Consider the following 17,550-nt stretch of genomic DNA (forward strand, 5'->3'; position numbering starts at 1 on the left):
TTAAGTGTAGGAGCTGCCGAAGGCTGCGATCTTTTGATCTTTTGATCTTTGGATTTTTTGAGTCAGCTAATGGCAGGCTGAGCCAGCGGCGGAATCGATTCGGAGCGAACCGGGTAGTTTTCGGCGCGGCGATCAGCGAAGAAACATTCTAAGGTACGCCCCACGGTGCGGAAAGCCAGCTCGTCCCAGGGAATGTCGGCTTCGTCGAATAGTTGCACTTCGAGGCTTTCGGGGCCGGCCGCGAAGTCCAGGTCGGCCAGTTCGGCGCGAAAGAACACATGCACCTGGCTGATGTGCGGCACATCGATCAGGGTATAGATGCTCAGATTGCGCACTCGGGCGCAGGCTTCCTCGGCGGTTTCGCGGATCGCGGCCTGTTCGATGGTCTCGCCGTTTTCCATGAAGCCGGCGGGCAGCGTCCAGTAACCCAGGCGTGGTTCGATGGCACGGCGGCAGAGCAGCACCTGGCGACCCCAGGTCGCGACGCAACCGGCGACGATATTGGGGTTTTGATAGTGAATGGTCTGACAGCTGTCACAGACAAATCGCAGTCGCGAGTCGCCTTCGGGAATGCGCTGGGTCACCGGGTTGCCGCACTGGCTGCAAAATTTCATGCTGGGGTTCCTGAATGCTGCGCCTATCTTGGCGTGCAGCGGTGCCGGTCGGCAAGTTGTCGTTTCGCGACATGGCCCGGCGAAGGGCTTGGGCGGCTGCAATGATTGGTGCATGATGCAGGGTAAGGCACAGATCGAGAACACTCATGCTGGACGAGCTACTGCATAGGGTAAGCAACCACACACCGCGCACGCTGGAGACCGATAAACGTTTCCCCGAGGCCGCTGTTCTGGTGCCGATCACCCGCAGTGACGAGCCCGAGCTGGTGCTGACCCTGCGGGCCAGCGGCCTCTCGACCCATGGTGGCGAAGTGGCCTTTCCCGGCGGTCGCCGCGACCCCGAAGACCCCGACCTGATTTTCACCGCCTTACGCGAAGCCGAAGAAGAAATCGGCCTGCCACCGGGGCTGGTCGAAGTCATCGGCCCGCTCAGCCCGCTGATCTCCCTGCATGGCATCAAGGTCACGCCGTATGTCGGGGTGATTCCGGACTTTGTCGAATACCAGGCCAACGATGCCGAGATCGCTGCCGTCTTCAACGTGCCGTTGGAGTTCTTCCGCAAAGACCCGCGTGAGCATACGCATCGTATCGATTATCAGGGCCGCAGCTGGTACGTGCCGAGTTATCGTTACGGCGAATTCAAGATCTGGGGATTGACGGCTATCATGATTGTCGAGCTGATCAATCTGCTCTATGACGAACAGATCAGCCTGCATCACCCGCCCAAAAGCTATATCAACACCTGAAGCCATCGCTCGAATGGCCCGTCATCGTGAGCCCTGAGGAAAACAAGATGAAATACCGCCTGGGCGACGCCCGCGTCGAGACCCATCCACAGAGCTGGGTTGCACCCAATGCCGTGCTGGTGGGCAAGGTCAAGCTGGAAGAAGGCGCCAACGTCTGGTTCAACGCCGTGCTGCGCGGCGACAACGAGCTGATCCTGATCGGCAAGAACAGCAACGTCCAGGATGGCACGGTGATGCACACCGACATGGGCTATCCGCTGACCATCGGCACCGGCGTGACCATCGGCCATAACGCCATGCTGCATGGCTGCACCGTTGGCGACTACAGCCTGATTGGCATCAACGCGGTGATCCTCAACGGCGCGAAAATCGGCAAGAACTGCATCATCGGCGCCAATTCGCTGATCGGCGAAGGCAAGGAAATCCCCGATGGCTCGCTGGTGATGGGGTCTCCGGGCAAGGTCGTGCGTGAACTGACCGAGCCACAGAAGAAAATGCTCGAAGCCAGTGCCGCGCACTATGTGCACAATTCCCAGCGCTATGCGCGTGATCTGGTCGAGCAGGAAGCATGAACACGCCCGAAAGACCGGTTGCCTCGCCGTGCGTGAATATCTGTGCGCTGGATGAGGACGATATCTGCACCGGCTGCCAGCGCACGGTCGCGGAGATCACCCGCTGGGGCCGCATGACCAACGACGAGCGGCGGGTGGTGCTCGGCTTGTGTCATGAGCGGGCGAAGGCCAGTGGGTTGGTGTGGATGATCCCGGCGACCCCAAACAAGTAGCGAAGATCAAAAGATCGCAGCCTTCGGCAGCTCCTACAGGAAGATCGCATTCTCATGTAGGAGCTGCCGCAGGCTGCGATCTTTTGCTTCTGCTTTGCCTGAAGTAACCTGTGCGCCAATTTCCCAGGTCGCCAGCATGATTTTCCTCATCGCCTACATCAGCAGCGTCGTGCTGATCAACTTCGCTTTCTCCACCGCGCCACACCTGGACATCATCTGGTCGGCCTGGGGCGGATTGGTGTTCGTGTTGCGCGACATGGTGCAAACCCGTTTCGGTCACGGTGCCATCGTGGCGATGCTGGTGGCGCTGGTGTTGTCCTACGTCACCTCGGATCCTTCCATCGCCCTGGCCAGCGCCACGGCGTTCGCGATCTCCGAATGCATCGACTGGCTGGTCTTCAGCATCACCAAACGACCGCTGCGCGACCGCCTGTGGATCAGTTCGGCGCTGAGCATTCCCCTCGATACCTTCATCTTTTTCGGCATGATCGACCTGATGACGCCACCGGTGATCATCACGGCATTGGCCTCGAAGTTCGCAGGTGTTACTGCCGTCTGGCTGATCATGGCCTGGCGCGAGCGCAAACAGGCTGTCGCCAGCTGAGCCAAACCCTGCGGTTCATGTAAAATGCCGCGCTTTCTCCCCATGGAAAGCGCGTCTGGCGTTGCTTTCCTCGATGATCCGCTTCTTTGAGGACCTGAGATGACCCGTATCGGAACTCCATTGTCGCCGACCGCGACCCGCGTATTGCTGTGTGGCTGTGGTGAGTTGGGCAAGGAAGTGGTGATCGAGCTGCAACGCCTGGGCGTTGAAGTGATTGCCGTCGACCGTTACGCCAACGCGCCGGCCATGCAGGTGGCGCACCGCAGCCACGTGATCAACATGCTCGACGGCGCCGCGCTGCGTGCAGTCATCGAAGCCGAGAAACCGCACTTCATCGTGCCGGAAATCGAAGCCATAGCCACCGCCACGCTGGTCGAGCTGGAAGCCGAAGGCTTCACCGTGATCCCGACCGCCCGCGCCGCGCAACTGACCATGAACCGCGAAGGCATCCGCCGTCTGGCCGCTGAAGAGCTGGACCTGCCGACCTCGCCGTACCACTTTGCCGACACCTTCGAGGATTACAGCAAAGCCGTTCAGGATCTGGGCTTCCCGTGTGTCGTCAAACCGGTCATGAGCTCGTCGGGCAAAGGCCAGAGCCTGCTGCGCAGCGCCGATGACGTGCAGAAAGCCTGGGAGTACGCGCAAGAAGGCGGTCGCGCCGGCAAAGGTCGGGTGATCATCGAAGGCTTCATCGATTTCGACTACGAAATCACTCTGCTGACCGTGCGCCACATCGGCGGCACCACGTTCTGCGCACCGGTCGGTCACCGTCAGGAAAAGGGCGATTATCAGGAGTCCTGGCAGCCGCAGGCCATGAGCCCGATTGCCTTGGCTGAGTCCGAGCGCGTGGCCAAAGCCGTGACCGAGGCCTTGGGTGGTCGCGGGCTGTTCGGCGTCGAGTTGTTCATCAAGGGTGATCAGGTGTGGTTCAGCGAAGTTTCGCCGCGCCCGCACGACACCGGTCTGGTGACCCTGATTTCCCAGGACCTGTCGCAGTTCGCCCTGCACGCGCGCGCCATTCTCGGTCTGCCGGTGCCGCTGATCCGTCAGTTCGGCCCATCCGCTTCGGCGGTGATTCTGGTGGAAGGGCAGTCGACCCAGACCGCGTTCGCCAACCTTGGCGCAGCGCTGAGCGAGCCGGATACCGCACTGCGGCTGTTCGGCAAGCCTGAAGTCAACGGTCAGCGCCGGATGGGCGTGGCGCTGGCGCGGGATGAGTCGATTGAGGCGGCTCGTGCCAAGGCGACCCGTGCGGCTCAGGCTGTTGTTGTAGAGCTGTAAACCGAGGCGTGGCATTCGCGAGCAAGCTCGCTCCCACAGATTTTTTGGTTGTGCACAAAGTTTGTGATCAACCGAAAACCCTGTGGGAGCGGGCTTGCCCGCGATAGCGATCTATCAGGCAACCTGATTCAAATCGTTGCCACGCGTTTCCTTCAGGCACAGCACCGCAATCAGGCTGAGCACCGCTGCCGCCGACACATACCCGCCGACATAACTCAAACCACCCATCGCCACCAGTTTCTGCGCGAAGAACGGAGCCGCCGAGGCGCCGACGATCCCGCCCAGGTTGTAAGCCGCCGATGCACCGGTATAGCGCACGTGCGTCGGAAACAGTTCCGGCAACAGCGCGCCCATCGGGGCAAACGTCACGCCCATCAGGAACAGCTCGATGCACAGGAACAGCGCCACGCCCCAGGTCGAACCTTGCGTCAGCAACGGCTCCATCAGAAACCCGGACAGAATCGCCAGCACGCCGCCAACGATCAGCACCGGTTTGCGCCCGTAACGATCGCTGGCCCAGGCGGACAACGGTGTAGCCGCCGCCATGAACAGCACGGCAAAACACAGCAGTCCAAGAAACGTCTCGCGGCTGTAGCCGAGGGTGGACACGCCGTAGCTCAGGGAAAACACCGTCGAGATGTAAAACAGCGCGTAGCACACCACCATCGCCGCCGCGCCGAGCAGGGTGGGCGCCCAATATTGGCTGAACAGCTCGACCAGCGGCACTTTCACTCGCTCCTGACGGGCAATCGCGTTGGCGAACACCGGCGTTTCGTGAAGCTTGAGGCGTACATACAGACCGACCATCACCAGCACTGCGCTGAGCAGAAACGGAATCCGCCAGCCCCAGCTGCGGAACTGCTCGTCATTGAGGGTCATGGCCAGGGTCAGGAACAACCCATTGGCCGCTAGAAAACCGATCGAAGGCCCCAGTTGCGGGAACATGCCGAACCACGCCCGCTTGCCCTTCGGCGCATTCTCGGTGGCCAGCAACGCCGCGCCACCCCATTCGCCGCCCAGGCCCAACCCCTGACCGAAGCGCAGCACGCACAACAGAATCGGGGCCCAGGCGCCAATGCTGTCGTAACCCGGCAGCACCCCGATCAGGGTGGTGCACACGCCCATCAGCAAGAGTGAGGCGACCAGCGTCGATTTGCGCCCGATGCGGTCACCGAAATGGCCGAACAGCGCCGAACCCAGCGGCCGGGCGAGGAAAGCGATGCCGAAGGTGAGAAACGCCGAAAGCATCTGCGCGGTGCCGGAAGTCTGCGGAAAGAATACCGGCCCGATCACCAGTGCAGCGGCGGTGGCGTAGACATAGAAGTCGTAAAACTCGATGGCGGTGCCGATGAAACTCGCCGTCGCCACGCGGGTGGCGGAGTTGGTCGGCTGGGCAGGCGCGGTGGCGCTGTAAGCGGTACTGGTCGTCATGCGGTGATCCCTGACAGTCATGGCTCCGTTGGAGCGAATTATTATGGTTGAACACCCAGGGATGTGGGATGAGACGCGAGCGCTGTTTCGAGTAGGAACAGTCGTCGGGGTAGTGCGGAAAATGGCCGAAACCGCTTTAGTGCGGGGTAAGCACAGGGCTCGGCAGCGCTTGGGTAAGCGGCTCGATTATAGGAAGGGGGCTAACGATCAAACAAGAGCAAAAGATTGCAGCGGATTGACGTCGATTGATCTTCCTGTGGCGAGGGAGCTTGCTCCCGCTGGGTTGCGAAGCGACCCCAACACATTTACGGCCGCTGCGCGCCCGAGCGGGAGCAAGCTCCCTCGCCACAAAAGCGCTTAAACCTTGGCAGGCACCGAGCTCGTATGCCAGATCAACACCTTGCTCACCCGGTTGTCCTCGGTCTCGAGAATCTCCAGTCGGTAGCGGCCGATCTTCAGACACACCGCGCTGTCCGGAATGGTTTCCAGCGCCTCGGTCACCAGGCCGTTGAGGGTTTTCGGCCCGTCGCTCGGCAAATGCCAGCCCAGGCATTTGTTCAACTCGCGGATCGACGCGGTGCCGTCGATCACCATGCGCCCGTCGGGCTGCGGATGGATGTGCGGGTTGTCGAGGCTGTGCTCGCTTTCGAATTCGCCGACGATCTCTTCGAGAATGTCTTCCAGGGTAACGATGCCCAGCACTTCGCCGTATTCGTCCACCACCATGCCCAGCCGGCGCTGCTGTTTGTGAAAATTGAGCAGTTGCAGTTGCAGCGGCGTGCTTTCCGGAACGAAGTACGGTTCGTAGCTGGCGGCCAGCAGCGCTTCGCGGGTCAGCTCGCCATCGTTGAGCAGATGGCGGATTTGCCGGGTGTTGAGCACCGCTTCGACCTGGTTGATGTCGCTGTGGAACACCGGCAGGCGCGTGCGTTTGTTGTGGCGCAGTTGTTCGATGATCTCTTCGATCGAGTCGTCGAGGTTGATGCCGTCGACATCGCTGCGTGGCACCAGAATGTCGTTGACCGTGATGTTGTCCAGCGCGTGGATCCCGGGAACCGGGTGGGCGCGAGACGGGTGTTCCGGGTCGTCGTTCGGGTCGGCAGGTTCTTCGTCTTCGCTTTGCTGCACCACTTGGGGCTTGCGGGCGAAGGGACGCAGCAGCAAACCGCTGATGCGGCTCAGTAGCCAGGCCAGTGGATAAAGAATCTTCAGCGGTACTGTCAGCAGGGTATTGCCGAAGGACAGCACGGCCTCCGGATAGCGCTGGGCCACCGTGCGCGGGAAGTAATCGGCAAACACCAGCAACACGGCAGCGGCACCGAGGCAGGCTGCCCACGGGCCGTTTTCTTCGCAAAGAAAGATCGCCAGCAGCGTGGCGATCACTACCGCGAGGGCGCGGCACAGGGTATTGCACAGAATCAGACTGTCGAGCGGGAAGCTCAACTTCGCCAGCGGTTTATCGCTGGCGCGCGAGGCGGCGCGTTGCGCGAGCAGGTGCTGCTGCGCGATTTCGACGGCGGTAAACAGCCCCGACCATAAAATCAGCAGGACAAATACCGCGAGCATCGGCCCTATGGGCAAACCGTCCATTTATGCCGCCCGTCAGATGTGCAGGATGTATTCACGAACCAGTTTGCTGCCGAAATACGCCAACATCAGCAGGCAGAAACCAGCGAGGGTCCAGCGAATCGCCTTGTGGCCGCGCCAGCCGAGGCGGTTGCGGCCCCACAACAGCACGCTGAACACGATCCAGGCCAGGCACGCCAGCAAGGTCTTGTGCACCAGATGCTGGGCGAACAGGTTCTCGACGAACAGCCAGCCGGAGATCAGCGACAGCGACAGCAGCGTCCAGCCGGCCCAGAGGAAGCCGAACAACAGGCTTTCCATGGTTTGCAGCGGCGGGAAGTTCTTGATCAGGCCCGACGGGTGCTTGTGCTTGAGCTGGTGATCCTGCACCAGCAGCAGCAAGGCCTGGAATACTGCGATGGTGAACATGCCGTAGGCGAGGATCGACAGCAGGATGTGAGCGAGGATGCCCGGCTCTTCGTCGATGATCTGCACCGTACCGGCCGGCGCGAACTGCGCCAGCAACACCGTGGCCGCGCCGAGTGGGAACAGCAGCACCAGGAGGTTTTCCACCGGGATCCGCGAGCAGGCCAGCAGCGTCAGGGCGATGACGGCCGCGGCGATCAGGCTGGCGGCGCTGAAGAAGTCCAGGCCCAGGCCGATCGGCGTCAGCAGGTGAGTGAGCAGGCTGGCGCTGTGGGCGAGCACGGCGAGGATGCCGAGCGTAACCAGCAGGCGCTTGTTCGCCTTGGCGCCGGAGGCCAGGCGGGTGCCCTGATAAAGGGTCGCAGCGGCATAAAGGAGAGCGGCGGCGAGCGTGGTCAGCAAACTGGGTGACAAGGGGAGCATAAATCCTGTTAGGCAGGCCCGAAAGGCGCTGAGTTTGGCATAGAACCGCCACACCACGAAAGTGCGAGGTGTCCGCCCGACGCAGTCTTCGCTATAATCCGCGACCTGCCCACGCCGCAGGCTCGCCGAGCACATGTTGAATCCGGTCTGGGCCGCCATTATCCCGGTCTACACAGGGCCTGAAAGGATCGCGCAATGTTTGAAAACTTAACCGACCGTCTCTCGCAGACGCTGCGCCATGTCACCGGCAAAGCGAAGCTGACTGAAGACAATATCAAAGACACCCTGCGCGAAGTGCGCATGGCGTTGCTCGAAGCCGACGTCGCCCTGCCGGTGGTCAAGGACTTCGTCAATTCGGTCAAGGAGCGCGCTGTCGGCACCGAGGTGTCGCGCAGCCTGACGCCGGGCCAGGCATTCGTGAAAATCGTCCAGGCCGAACTCGAAAGCCTGATGGGCGCGGCCAACGAAGACTTGAACCTGAGCGCCGTGCCGCCCGCCGTCATTCTGATGGCCGGTCTGCAGGGTGCCGGTAAAACCACCACCGCCGGCAAGCTCGCGCGCTTCCTTAAAGAGCGCAAGAAGAAGTCGGTGATGGTCGTGTCGGCGGACATCTACCGCCCGGCGGCTATCAAGCAGCTGGAAACCCTGGCCAACGACATCGGCGTGACGTTCTTCCCGTCCGATCTGAGCCAGAAGCCGGTCGACATCGCCAACGCGGCTATTAAAGAAGCAAAACTCAAATTCATCGACGTGGTCATCGTCGACACCGCCGGTCGTCTGCACATCGATGAAGAGATGATGGGCGAGATCAAGGCGCTGCACGCCGCGATCAAGCCGGTCGAAACCCTGTTTGTGGTCGACGCCATGACCGGTCAGGACGCCGCCAACACGGCCAAGGCCTTCGGTGATGCGCTGCCACTGACCGGTGTGATCCTGACCAAGGTCGACGGCGATGCCCGAGGCGGTGCGGCGCTGTCGGTACGCGCGATCACCGGCAAGCCGATCAAGTTCATTGGTATGGGCGAGAAGAGCGAAGCACTCGATCCGTTCCACCCTGAGCGTATCGCTTCGCGGATCCTCGGCATGGGTGACGTGCTCAGCCTGATCGAACAGGCTGAAGCGACCCTCGACAAGGACAAGGCCGACAAGCTGGCCAAGAAGCTGAAGAAGGGCAAGGGCTTCGACCTCGAAGACTTCCGCGATCAGCTGCAACAGATGAAGAACATGGGCGGCCTCGGCGGACTGATGGACAAACTGCCGAGCATCGGCGGCGTCAACCTGTCGCAAATGGGCAATGCCCAGAACGCGGCAGAGAAGCAGTTCAAACAGATGGAAGCCATCATCAACTCCATGACCCCGGCCGAGCGCCGCGACCCTGAGCTGATCAGCGGTTCGCGCAAGCGCCGGATCGCCATGGGTTCCGGCACCCAGGTGCAGGACATCGGTCGCTTGATCAAGCAGCACAAGCAGATGCAGAAGATGATGAAGAAATTCACCGCCAAGGGCGGTATGGCGAAAATGATGCGCGGCATGGGCGGTATGTTGCCCGGCGGCGGCATGCCAAAAATGTAAAGATCTCGCCGGTCGTCGCACCGGCGCAGACCCTGCAAGGACGCAGGATCAACAGCAAACCCGCACTCGGCGGGAGCTGACCGGCCGTTTTCATCGACGGCTCTATATGCAAATCCGCACGGCATGCCATAGGCGCCGGAAAAAGTCATTTGCAAAAGTCCGGATATTCCTTAGAATATGCGGCCTTTCGGGCACCCATGCCCGCTGTGCATTTAGATTTGCAGCACCGACTACAGGAACGATGTTCACATGCTAACAATCCGTCTTGCCCTTGGCGGCTCCAAAAAGCGCCCGTTTTACCACCTGACCGTAACCGACTCGCGTAACCCGCGTGACGGCTCCCACAAAGAACAGGTTGGCTTCTTCAACCCTGTTGCCCGTGGTCAGGAAATCCGTCTGTCCGTGAACCAAGAGCGCGTAGCCTACTGGCTGAGCGTTGGTGCACAGCCTTCTGAGCGTGTTGCTCAGTTGCTGAAGGAATCTGCCAAGGCTGCAGCCTGAGCAGTATGAGCGCGACGCCAGAAAAAGCTGATGACCTGATCGTTGTCGGCAAGATTTTTTCGGTTCACGGCGTTCGCGGCGAGGTGAAGGTCTTTTCCTTTACCGATCCGATTGAAAACCTGTTGGACTACCGCCACTGGACGCTTCGGCGCGAAGGCGTGGTGAAACAGGTCGAGCTGGTCAGCGGCCGGTCCACTCAAAAGGATCTGGTTGCCAAGCTCAAAGGCCTCGACGATCGCGATGAAGCCCGTCTTCTGAGCGGTTACGAGATTTGCATCTCGCGAAGCCTTTTGCCCAACCTGACAGGCGACGAGTACTACTGGTACCAGTTGCAGGGTCTGAGCGTCATCAACCAGGACGAGCAATTGTTCGGCAAGGTTGATCACCTGTTGGAAACCGGCGCGAACGATGTATTGGTGGTCAAGCCCTGCGCGGGCAGCCTGGATGATCGTGAGCGGTTGTTGCCCTACACGGAGCAATGCGTGCTGACAATCGATCTGGATGCAGGCGTGATGAGGGTGGAATGGGACGCGGACTTCTAAGCAATGGCCAGCCTGCGCGTAGACGTCATAACGTTGTTCCCCGAGATGTTCTCGGCCATCAGTGAGTACGGCATTACCAGTCGTGCGGTCAAACAGGGGCTGTTGCAACTGACCTGTTGGAATCCGCGGGATTACACGACGGATCGGCATCACACTGTGGACGATCGCCCGTTTGGCGGTGGTCCGGGCATGGTGATGAAGATCAAGCCCCTGGAAGATGCTCTGGTTCAGGCCAAGGCAGCAGCCGGGGAGGCGGCGAAGGTGATTTACCTGTCCCCCCAAGGCCGTCAACTGACTCAGTCGGCGGTACGCGAGTTGGCAAGATCGGATGCATTGATCCTGATTGCCGGCCGCTATGAAGGCATTGACGAGCGCTTTATTGAGGCTCATGTCGATGAAGAGTGGTCGATTGGTGACTATGTACTGTCTGGCGGCGAGCTGCCGGCCATGGTCATGATCGATGCGGTTACACGACTGCTGCCCGGAGCTTTAGGGCATGCGGATTCCGCTGAGGAAGATTCCTTTACGGATGGTCTGCTGGATTGCCCGCACTACACCCGACCTGAGGTGTATGCGGATCAGCGTGTTCCCGACGTGTTGCTGAGTGGCAATCACGCGCATATCCGGCGTTGGCGTTTACAGCAGTCCCTTGGTCGGACCTATGAACGACGCGCCGATCTTCTGGAAAGCCGCTCGCTTTCTGGAGAAGAGAAGAAGCTGCTCGAGGAATACATCCGCGAGCGGGACGATAGTTAACAACGTATCGATGGTAGATCAGTTGATTTACCTTAGGAGCACAGCATGACCAACAAAATCATCCTTGCACTCGAAGCAGAGCAGATGACCAAAGAAATCCCTACCTTTGCCCCAGGCGACACCATTGTCGTTCAGGTGAAAGTGAAGGAAGGCGATCGTTCCCGTCTGCAAGCGTTCGAAGGCGTTGTCATCGCCAAGCGTAACCGCGGCGTGAACAGTGCGTTCACCGTTCGTAAAATCTCCAACGGTGTTGGCGTAGAACGTACTTTCCAGACCTACTCCCCGCAGATCGACAGCATGGCTGTCAAACGTCGCGGTGACGTACGTAAAGCCAAGCTGTACTACCTGCGCGACCTGTCGGGTAAAGCAGCTCGCATCAAGGAAAAACTGGCTTAAGTCCAGCTTCCGATGCAGAAAAAAGCAGCCTACGGGCTGCTTTTTTGTTGCCCGCAATAAACTGCCCCCACTGTAGGAGCTGCCGAAGGCTGCGATCTTTTGATCTTGCTTGTGTTTCGGGAGCCAGAAATCAGAGCCATTCTTTATGACCACCCGCGACCAGGAAATCCAGCGCCGCACCGAACTCTCGGTAACGCGCGTGACCAAAGCCGTCTTCCCGCCGACCACCAACCATCACAACACCCTGTTCGGCGGCACCGCGCTGGCGTGGATGGACGAAGTGTCGTTCATCACCGCCACACGCTTTTGCCGCCTGCCGCTGGTGACGGTTTCAACCGACCGGATCGACTTCAACCACGCGATCCCGGCCGGCTCCATCGTCGAACTGGTGGGACGGGTGATCAAAGTCGGCAACACCAGCCTCAAGGTCGAGGTGGAAGTGTTTGTCGAGAGCATGAGCTGCGATGGTCGCGAGAAGGCGATCCACGGGCAGTTCAGCTTTGTGGCGATTGATGATGACAAGCGGCCGGTGCCGGTGCTGCCCGGATTTCCTGCCTGATCCGGAACCGAGTCGCGCCATTCGCGAGCAGGCTCGCTCCCACAGGTTTTGTGTTCACCCCGGACACTGTGGGAGCGGGCTTGCTCGCGAAGGCGTCAGTTCAGGTATCGCTGGCCTCCGGCTGAATCAGCGCCAACAAGGTCCACCCGGATCCCGGTTTCACAGCAGTCTCCGGCGTCACCACATGCACCCAGCCGCTGTCATCACGCATGAACAGCAGGGTCGCCCGATTGCCATGCAATGCCTGGTAATCCTCCCAACCGAACCCGTCCGTCAGCGTCGTGCTGTACAGTTCGGCGCCGTTGCTGATCAGGCTGGCCAGCTTGGCATAGGTCAGCGCCTCGCTCCCCAGCTGATTGCCGCGATGTTCCAGGCTTGCCCGATGCTTGTCACTGCGACGACTTTCCTGACCACTGGCCAGACCAAACAGGCGTTGATGACCAAAGTCGTGTCGAAAACGCATTGCCGCCAAAGTATTCAATTCGCCCGAGGGCGATAGCGCCAATAGATGCCCCAGCCCCACCAGATCCAGATGCGCATCGGCATGCTGCGACGCCGGGTTACCGAAGTACGTCGGCAAACCCTCCATGCGTGCCGCGCGAATATTTTCCCAACTCGAATCGGTCAACAGTACGCGGCTGCCCAGTTGCTGCAACGATTTGCCCAGCAGACGCGCCGGGCCGTTGGCGCCGACGATCAGGAAGCCGCTCGGCGCCGGTTCGGCAACGTTCAGCAAACGTGCCAAGGGTCGCGCGGTTGCGCTTTGCAGCACCACAGTGCCGATGATCACCGCGAAAGTCAGCGGCACCAGCAGCAGCGCACCTTCGTGTCCGGCTTGATCCAGGCGAATCGCGAAAATCGCCGACACCGCTGCCGCCACGATCCCGCGCGGGGCGATCCAGCACAGCAAGGCGCGTTCACGCCAGCTCAGGCTGGAGCCGGCAGTGCTCAACAGCACGTTCAGCGGGCGCGCGATCAGTTGAATCACCAGCAGCAGAATCAGCACCAACGGCCCGAGGCTGATCAGTGCATGCAGATCCAGCCGCGCCGCGAGCAGAATGAACAGTCCGGAAATCAGCAAAACGCTCAGGTTTTCCTTGAAGTGCAGGATGTGCCGCACATCCACGCCCTTCATGTTCGCCAGCCACATGCCCATCAGCGTCACCGCCAGCAGGCCGGACTCGTGCATCACCTGATTCGACGCGATGAAAATCCCCAACACCGCCGCCAGCGAGGCGAGGTTGTGCAGGTATTCCGGCAGCCATTGGCGACGGATGATGGTGCCGAGCACCCAGCCGCCGACCACCCCGAATACGCTGCCGCAGACAATCACGCCGCCGAAGGTCAACAGGCTCTGTTCGAGGCCATTACCCTCGGAGCGGGCGATGATGAAGCTGTAGACCACCACCGCGAGCAGGGCGCCGATCGGGTCAATGACGATGCCTTCCCAGCGCAGAATGTTGGCGATCGAGGCTTTCGGTCGCACCACCCGCAGCATCGGCACGATCACCGTCGGCCCGGTCACCAGCGTCAGGCTGCCGAACAGGATCGCTAGCAGCCAGTCGAAGCCAAGCAGGAAGTGGGTCGCGACGGCAATCACCACCCAGGTCGTGAGCGCGCCGATTGTCACCAGGCGATGCACGACGCTGCCGATCTCGCGCCATTCCGACAGATGCAGGGTCAGACTGCCCTCAAACAGGATCAACGCGACCGCCAGCGACACCAGCGGCATCAGCAGCGGGCCGAACATTTCCTGCGGGTCGAGCCAGCCGAGCACCGGGCCCGCGAGAATCCCGGTCAGCAACAAAAACAGAATGGCCGGCAGCTTCAGGCGCCACGCCAGCCACTGGCAACCCAGCGCAGCGGCGCCGATCCCGCCAAATGCCAAGAGAATTTGTTGTTCGTTCATTGAAGCTCCTTGTTCCTTGAAATGGCGGGCTATGAAAGACTAGCGGCCATTCCTACAGTTCACTCGACATTTGCGCGCAGCCCCGGAGGTTGTGTGTCTTGAGCGCCCATGCCTGCCATCGACCATCCGCTGATTGACCAATTCCTCGACGCCCTGTGGCTGGAAAAGGGCCTGTCCGACAATACCCGCGGCGCCTACCGCAGCGATCTGGCGCTGTTCAACGGCTGGCTGCAGGAGAAAAACCTCGAGCTGATCAATGCTGGTCGCGAGTTGATCCTTGATCACCTGTCCTGGCGTCTGGAGCAGAACTACAAACCGCGCTCCACCGCACGATTTCTCTCCGGTGTGCGTGGCTTTTATCGCTATCTGCTGCGGGAAAAGCTGATTACGATCGATCCGACCTTGCGCGTCGACATGCCGCAACTGGGCAGGCCACTGCCCAAATCGTTGTCGGAAGCGGACGTCGAAGCGCTGCTCAGGGCACCGGACCTGAGCGAAGCCATCGGTCAGCGTGATCGCGCGATGCTTGAAGTGCTGTACGCCTGCGGGCTGCGCGTGACCGAACTGGTGAGCCTGACGCTGGAGCAGGTCAACCTGCGTCAGGGCGTGTTGCGGGTGATGGGCAAGGGCAGCAAGGAGCGCCTGGTGCCGATGGGCGAGGAGGCGATTGTCTGGGTCGAGCGCTACCTGCGTGATGGTCGTAGCGAGCTGCTGGGCGGGCGCCCCAGCGATGTGCTGTTCCCCAGCCAGCGCGGCGAACAGATGACGCGCCAGACCTTCTGGCACCGGATCAAGCATTGGGCCAAGGTCGCCGGGATCGGCAAATCACTTTCACCGCACACGTTGCGCCACGCCTTCGCCACGCACCTGCTCAACCACGGCGCCGACCTTCGGGTGGTGCAGATGTTGCTGGGTCACAGCGACCTTTCCACTACTCAAATCTACACCCACGTCGCCCGCGCGCGGTTGCAGGATCTGCACGCCAAACATCACCCAAGAGGCTGATTGCCCCCCCCCTGTAGGAGCTGCCGAAGGCTGCGATCTTTTGATCTTGCTTGTGATTCCAAAAGCAAAGTCAAAAGATCGCAGCCTTCGGCAGCTCCTACATGTCTTGTGTCAGGCGCATTCGGCCACCGTGGCCTTATGTGTTAGGCTTTGCCGGTTTGCACGATGGACGGTTATGACCCGGTGTTCCGGCACGGGCGTTCTGACCGTTTCATTTGTCCGCCTTCAGGAGTTCTCATGCGTCTGACCCAGATTTTCGCCGCCGCAGCCATTGCGTTGGTCAGCACCTTTGCCGTCGCCGATGACGCGGCCGACAAAGCCATTCGTCAAAGCCTGGAAAAACTCGAACTCGAGGTTCCGGTAGAAAGCATCAGCGCCAGCCCGTTGCCGGGCATGTATGAAGTCAAGCTCAAGGGCAGCCGCGTGCTGTACGCCAGCGCCGACGGCCAGTACATCGTTCAGGGCTACCTGTTCCAGCTCAAGGACGGCAAGCCGGTCAACCTGACCGAGAAGACCGAACGCCTGGGCATCTCCAAACTGATCAATGCCATTCCAGTGGCCGAAACCGTGGTGTATCCGGCGGTGGGCGAAACCAAATCGCACATCACCGTGTTCACCGACACCACCTGCCCGTACTGCCACAAACTGCACGCCGAAGTGCCCGAGCTGAACAAGCGCGGCATCGAAGTGCGTTACGTGGCGTTCCCGCGTCAGGGCCTCGGCTCGCCGGGTGACGAGCAACTGCAGGCCGTGTGGTGCTCGACCGACAAGAAAGCCGCCATGGACAAAATGGTCGATGGCAAGGAAATCAAGGCCGCCAAGTGCGCGAACCCGGTTTCCAAACAGTTCGCTTTGGGTCAGTCGATCGGCGTGAACGGCACACCGGCCATCGTTTTGGCCGACGGGCAGGTCATTCCGGGCTACCAGCCGGCGCCACAAGTCGCCAAACTGGCGCTGGGCGCCAAGTAATTCGCATCGTCACGGTCCGCCGTTGACGATCATGGTCAGGCAGCAGCATCGCCGGGCCATTAATAGAGAGCCGCGAGTGCGCGGTTGTTTTCCGGCCGACCTTGCGTCGGCCGTTTCATGGGGAGTTCACAGTGAATCCGGTCAAAGTAGGCATCTGTGGGTTAGGGACCGTCGGTGGCGGTACCTTCAACGTACTTCAGCGCAACGCCGAGGAAATTGCTCGTCGTGCCGGGCGTGGGATCGAAGTGGCACAAATTGCCATGCGCACGCCAAAGCCTCAGTTCCAGACGACCGGTATTGCGATTACCAACGATGTCTTCGAAGTGGCCACGAACCCTGAGATCGACATCGTCATAGAGCTCATGGGCGGCTACACCGTTGCCCGCGAGCTGGTACTCAAGGCCATCGAGAATGGCAAGCATGTGGTCACCGCGAACAAGGCACTGATTGCCGTTCACGGTAATGAGATTTTCGCCAAGGCACGCGAAAAAGGCGTGATCGTGGCGTTCGAAGCAGCCGTGGCCGGTGGCATTCCGGTGATCAAGGCGATCCGTGAAGGCCTGTCCGCCAACCGCATCAATTGGGTGGCCGGGATCATCAACGGTACCGGTAACTTCATCCTCACCGAAATGCGCGAGAAGGGTCGCACCTTCGAAGACGTGCTGGCCGAAGCGCAAGCGCTGGGCTACGCCGAAGCCGATCCGACCTTCGACGTCGAAGGCATCGACGCCGCGCACAAGCTGACGATTCTGGCGTCGATCGCGTTCGGCATTCCGCTGCAATTCGATAAGGCTTATACCGAAGGCATCACCAAGCTGACCACCGCCGACGTGAATTACGCCGAAGCGTTGGGCTACCGCATCAAGCACCTCGGTGTAGCGCGCAGCACCGCTGCCGGTATCGAGCTGCGCGTACACCCGACGCTGATCCCGGCCGATCGTCTGATCGCCAACGTCAACGGCGTGATGAACGCCGTGATGGTCAACGGTGACGCTGCCGGCTCGACCCTGTTTTACGGCGCTGGCGCCGGCATGGAGCCGACCGCTTCGTCGGTGATCGCCGACCTCGTGGACGTGGTTCGCGCGATGACCTCCGATCCGGAAAACCGCGTACCGCACCTGGCCTTCCAGCCGGACTCGCTGTCGGCCCATCCGATCCTGCCGATCGAGGCCTGCGAAAGTGCCTACTACCTGCGCATCCAGGCCAAGGACCATCCGGGCGTTCTGGCTCAGGTGGCAAGCATCCTTTCGGAGCGCGGTATCAACATCGAGTCGATCATGCAGAAGGAAGTCGAAGAGCATGACGGTCTGGTACCGATGATCCTGCTGACCCACCGCGTGGTCGAGCAGCGTATCAACGATGCGATCGCTGCCCTCGAAGCCCTGGCCGGCGTGAATGGTCCGGTTGTGCGGATCCGCGTCGAGCACCTGAACTAAGTCGTTGTCCTGCAATGGCCCCGTGAAAGG

General features: G+C 60.7%; 19 protein-coding genes. 14 read left to right on the forward strand and 5 right to left on the reverse strand.

Features of this window, described 5'->3' with window-relative positions:
* Positions 1–62: 62 nt before the first annotated feature.
* Positions 63–614: an NUDIX hydrolase gene (locus ACYZUM_RS01560; protein WP_041063112.1), complete on the reverse strand. Its 552-nt coding sequence runs from the start codon at positions 612–614 to the stop codon at positions 63–65.
* A gap of 146 nt (positions 615–760) precedes the next feature.
* Here ACYZUM_RS01560 and ACYZUM_RS01565 point away from each other — a divergent pair, with 146 nt between their 5' ends.
* From ACYZUM_RS01565 to purT, 5 genes are all read left to right on the forward strand, one after another.
* A complete protein-coding gene (locus ACYZUM_RS01565; RefSeq protein WP_007967803.1) occupies positions 761–1,360 on the forward strand; it encodes a CoA pyrophosphatase in 600 nt (199 codons plus the stop codon).
* 47 nt (positions 1,361–1,407) lie between these two features.
* Positions 1,408–1,932, forward strand: a complete 525-nt coding sequence (locus ACYZUM_RS01570) for a gamma carbonic anhydrase family protein (RefSeq protein ID WP_084321873.1) — start codon at positions 1,408–1,410, stop codon at positions 1,930–1,932.
* Positions 1,929–2,144 (forward strand): DUF1289 domain-containing protein, encoded by a 216-nt coding sequence (locus ACYZUM_RS01575; protein WP_108181779.1) that lies wholly within the window; start codon positions 1,929–1,931, stop codon positions 2,142–2,144. The genes ACYZUM_RS01570 and ACYZUM_RS01575 overlap by 4 nt, the downstream gene beginning before the upstream one ends.
* A 136-nt stretch (positions 2,145–2,280) precedes the next feature.
* Positions 2,281–2,748, forward strand: coding sequence for a preQ0 transporter (locus ACYZUM_RS01580; protein ID WP_086792211.1), 468 nt, complete (start codon positions 2,281–2,283; stop codon positions 2,746–2,748).
* A gap of 99 nt (positions 2,749–2,847) precedes the next feature.
* Entirely contained in the window at positions 2,848–4,029 is a 1,182-nt protein-coding gene (gene purT, locus ACYZUM_RS01585) for a formate-dependent phosphoribosylglycinamide formyltransferase (protein ID WP_041063124.1), read from the forward strand.
* 114 nt (positions 4,030–4,143) lie between these two features.
* On the opposite strand, the gene ACYZUM_RS01590 is transcribed toward purT, so the two are convergent.
* The 3 genes from ACYZUM_RS01590 to ACYZUM_RS01600 all read right to left on the reverse strand — a co-directional run bounded on the left by ACYZUM_RS01590 (position 4,144) and on the right by ACYZUM_RS01600 (position 7,875).
* Positions 4,144–5,460 (reverse strand): MFS transporter, encoded by a 1,317-nt coding sequence (locus ACYZUM_RS01590; RefSeq protein WP_086792209.1) that lies wholly within the window; start codon positions 5,458–5,460, stop codon positions 4,144–4,146.
* Positions 5,461–5,817: 357 nt separating this feature from the next.
* On the reverse strand, positions 5,818–7,050 hold the full coding sequence (locus ACYZUM_RS01595; protein ID WP_108181781.1) for an HlyC/CorC family transporter: 1,233 nt from the start codon (positions 7,048–7,050) through the stop codon (positions 5,818–5,820).
* Positions 7,051–7,062: 12 nt separating this feature from the next.
* Positions 7,063–7,875, reverse strand: a complete 813-nt coding sequence (locus ACYZUM_RS01600) for a cytochrome C assembly family protein (protein WP_041063136.1) — start codon at positions 7,873–7,875, stop codon at positions 7,063–7,065.
* A 195-nt stretch (positions 7,876–8,070) separates the two neighbouring features.
* Here ACYZUM_RS01600 and ffh point away from each other — a divergent pair, with 195 nt between their 5' ends.
* From ffh to ACYZUM_RS01630, 6 genes are all read left to right on the forward strand, one after another.
* Positions 8,071–9,447 carry a signal recognition particle protein gene (gene ffh, locus ACYZUM_RS01605; RefSeq protein WP_041063139.1) on the forward strand — a complete coding sequence of 459 codons (1,377 nt, stop codon included), beginning with the start codon at positions 8,071–8,073 and terminating at the stop codon, positions 9,445–9,447.
* A 249-nt stretch (positions 9,448–9,696) separates the two neighbouring features.
* Complete coding sequence (rpsP, locus tag ACYZUM_RS01610) at positions 9,697–9,948, forward strand: 30S ribosomal protein S16 (protein ID WP_003185073.1); 252 nt, start codon at positions 9,697–9,699, stop codon at positions 9,946–9,948.
* A 5-nt stretch (positions 9,949–9,953) separates the two neighbouring features.
* On the forward strand, positions 9,954–10,490 hold the full coding sequence (gene rimM / locus ACYZUM_RS01615) for a ribosome maturation factor RimM (RefSeq protein WP_108181782.1): 537 nt from the start codon (positions 9,954–9,956) through the stop codon (positions 10,488–10,490).
* Positions 10,491–10,493: 3 nt separating this feature from the next.
* Positions 10,494–11,246 (forward strand): tRNA (guanosine(37)-N1)-methyltransferase TrmD, encoded by a 753-nt coding sequence (gene trmD, locus ACYZUM_RS01620; RefSeq protein ID WP_095138289.1) that lies wholly within the window; start codon positions 10,494–10,496, stop codon positions 11,244–11,246.
* Positions 11,247–11,291: 45 nt separating this feature from the next.
* On the forward strand, positions 11,292–11,642 hold the full coding sequence (gene rplS, locus ACYZUM_RS01625) for a 50S ribosomal protein L19 (protein WP_003175895.1): 351 nt from the start codon (positions 11,292–11,294) through the stop codon (positions 11,640–11,642).
* Between the two features lie 145 nt (positions 11,643–11,787).
* Complete coding sequence (locus ACYZUM_RS01630; RefSeq protein ID WP_108181783.1) at positions 11,788–12,201, forward strand: acyl-CoA thioesterase; 414 nt, start codon at positions 11,788–11,790, stop codon at positions 12,199–12,201.
* Positions 12,202–12,301: 100 nt separating this feature from the next.
* On the opposite strand, the gene ACYZUM_RS01635 is transcribed toward ACYZUM_RS01630, so the two are convergent.
* Positions 12,302–14,110 carry a cation:proton antiporter gene (locus ACYZUM_RS01635; RefSeq protein WP_108181784.1) on the reverse strand — a complete coding sequence of 603 codons (1,809 nt, stop codon included), beginning with the start codon at positions 14,108–14,110 and terminating at the stop codon, positions 12,302–12,304.
* A gap of 108 nt (positions 14,111–14,218) precedes the next feature.
* On the opposite strand from ACYZUM_RS01635, the gene xerD reads away from it, so the two are divergent.
* From xerD to ACYZUM_RS01650, 3 genes are all read left to right on the forward strand, one after another.
* Entirely contained in the window at positions 14,219–15,115 is an 897-nt protein-coding gene (gene xerD / locus ACYZUM_RS01640) for a site-specific tyrosine recombinase XerD (protein WP_108181785.1), read from the forward strand.
* 237 nt (positions 15,116–15,352) lie between these two features.
* Positions 15,353–16,084 (forward strand): bifunctional protein-disulfide isomerase/oxidoreductase DsbC, encoded by a 732-nt coding sequence (gene dsbC, locus ACYZUM_RS01645; protein ID WP_007967782.1) that lies wholly within the window; start codon positions 15,353–15,355, stop codon positions 16,082–16,084.
* A 131-nt stretch (positions 16,085–16,215) separates the two neighbouring features.
* Positions 16,216–17,520, forward strand: a complete 1,305-nt coding sequence (locus ACYZUM_RS01650) for a homoserine dehydrogenase (RefSeq protein WP_007908972.1) — start codon at positions 16,216–16,218, stop codon at positions 17,518–17,520.
* Positions 17,521–17,550: the final 30 nt, after the last annotated feature.

It is taken from the genome of Pseudomonas sp. m6p (assembly GCF_055760375.1).

Bases quoted from the DNA above. Each gene is read 5' to 3' on its own strand.
- ACYZUM_RS01630 (WP_108181783.1), top strand. From the start codon at position 11,788: ATGACCACCCGCGACCAGGAAATCCAGCGCCGCACCGAACTCTCGGTA.
- rplS (WP_003175895.1), top strand. From the start codon at position 11,292: ATGACCAACAAAATCATCCTTGCACTCGAAGCAGAGCAGATGACCAAA.
- dsbC (WP_007967782.1), top strand. From the start codon at position 15,353: ATGCGTCTGACCCAGATTTTCGCCGCCGCAGCCATTGCGTTGGTCAGC.
- ACYZUM_RS01565 (WP_007967803.1), top strand. From the start codon at position 761: ATGCTGGACGAGCTACTGCATAGGGTAAGCAACCACACACCGCGCACG.
- trmD (WP_095138289.1), top strand. From the start codon at position 10,494: ATGGCCAGCCTGCGCGTAGACGTCATAACGTTGTTCCCCGAGATGTTC.
- rimM (WP_108181782.1), top strand. From the start codon at position 9,954: ATGAGCGCGACGCCAGAAAAAGCTGATGACCTGATCGTTGTCGGCAAG.
- purT (WP_041063124.1), top strand. From the start codon at position 2,848: ATGACCCGTATCGGAACTCCATTGTCGCCGACCGCGACCCGCGTATTG.
- ACYZUM_RS01595 (WP_108181781.1), bottom strand. From the start codon at position 7,050: ATGGACGGTTTGCCCATAGGGCCGATGCTCGCGGTATTTGTCCTGCTG.
- xerD (WP_108181785.1), top strand. From the start codon at position 14,219: ATGCCTGCCATCGACCATCCGCTGATTGACCAATTCCTCGACGCCCTG.
- ffh (WP_041063139.1), top strand. From the start codon at position 8,071: ATGTTTGAAAACTTAACCGACCGTCTCTCGCAGACGCTGCGCCATGTC.
- ACYZUM_RS01575 (WP_108181779.1), top strand. From the start codon at position 1,929: ATGAACACGCCCGAAAGACCGGTTGCCTCGCCGTGCGTGAATATCTGT.
- ACYZUM_RS01600 (WP_041063136.1), bottom strand. From the start codon at position 7,875: ATGCTCCCCTTGTCACCCAGTTTGCTGACCACGCTCGCCGCCGCTCTC.
- ACYZUM_RS01590 (WP_086792209.1), bottom strand. From the start codon at position 5,460: ATGACGACCAGTACCGCTTACAGCGCCACCGCGCCTGCCCAGCCGACC.
- rpsP (WP_003185073.1), top strand. From the start codon at position 9,697: ATGCTAACAATCCGTCTTGCCCTTGGCGGCTCCAAAAAGCGCCCGTTT.
- ACYZUM_RS01560 (WP_041063112.1), bottom strand. From the start codon at position 614: ATGAAATTTTGCAGCCAGTGCGGCAACCCGGTGACCCAGCGCATTCCC.
- ACYZUM_RS01580 (WP_086792211.1), top strand. From the start codon at position 2,281: ATGATTTTCCTCATCGCCTACATCAGCAGCGTCGTGCTGATCAACTTC.
- ACYZUM_RS01570 (WP_084321873.1), top strand. From the start codon at position 1,408: ATGAAATACCGCCTGGGCGACGCCCGCGTCGAGACCCATCCACAGAGC.
- ACYZUM_RS01635 (WP_108181784.1), bottom strand. From the start codon at position 14,110: ATGAACGAACAACAAATTCTCTTGGCATTTGGCGGGATCGGCGCCGCT.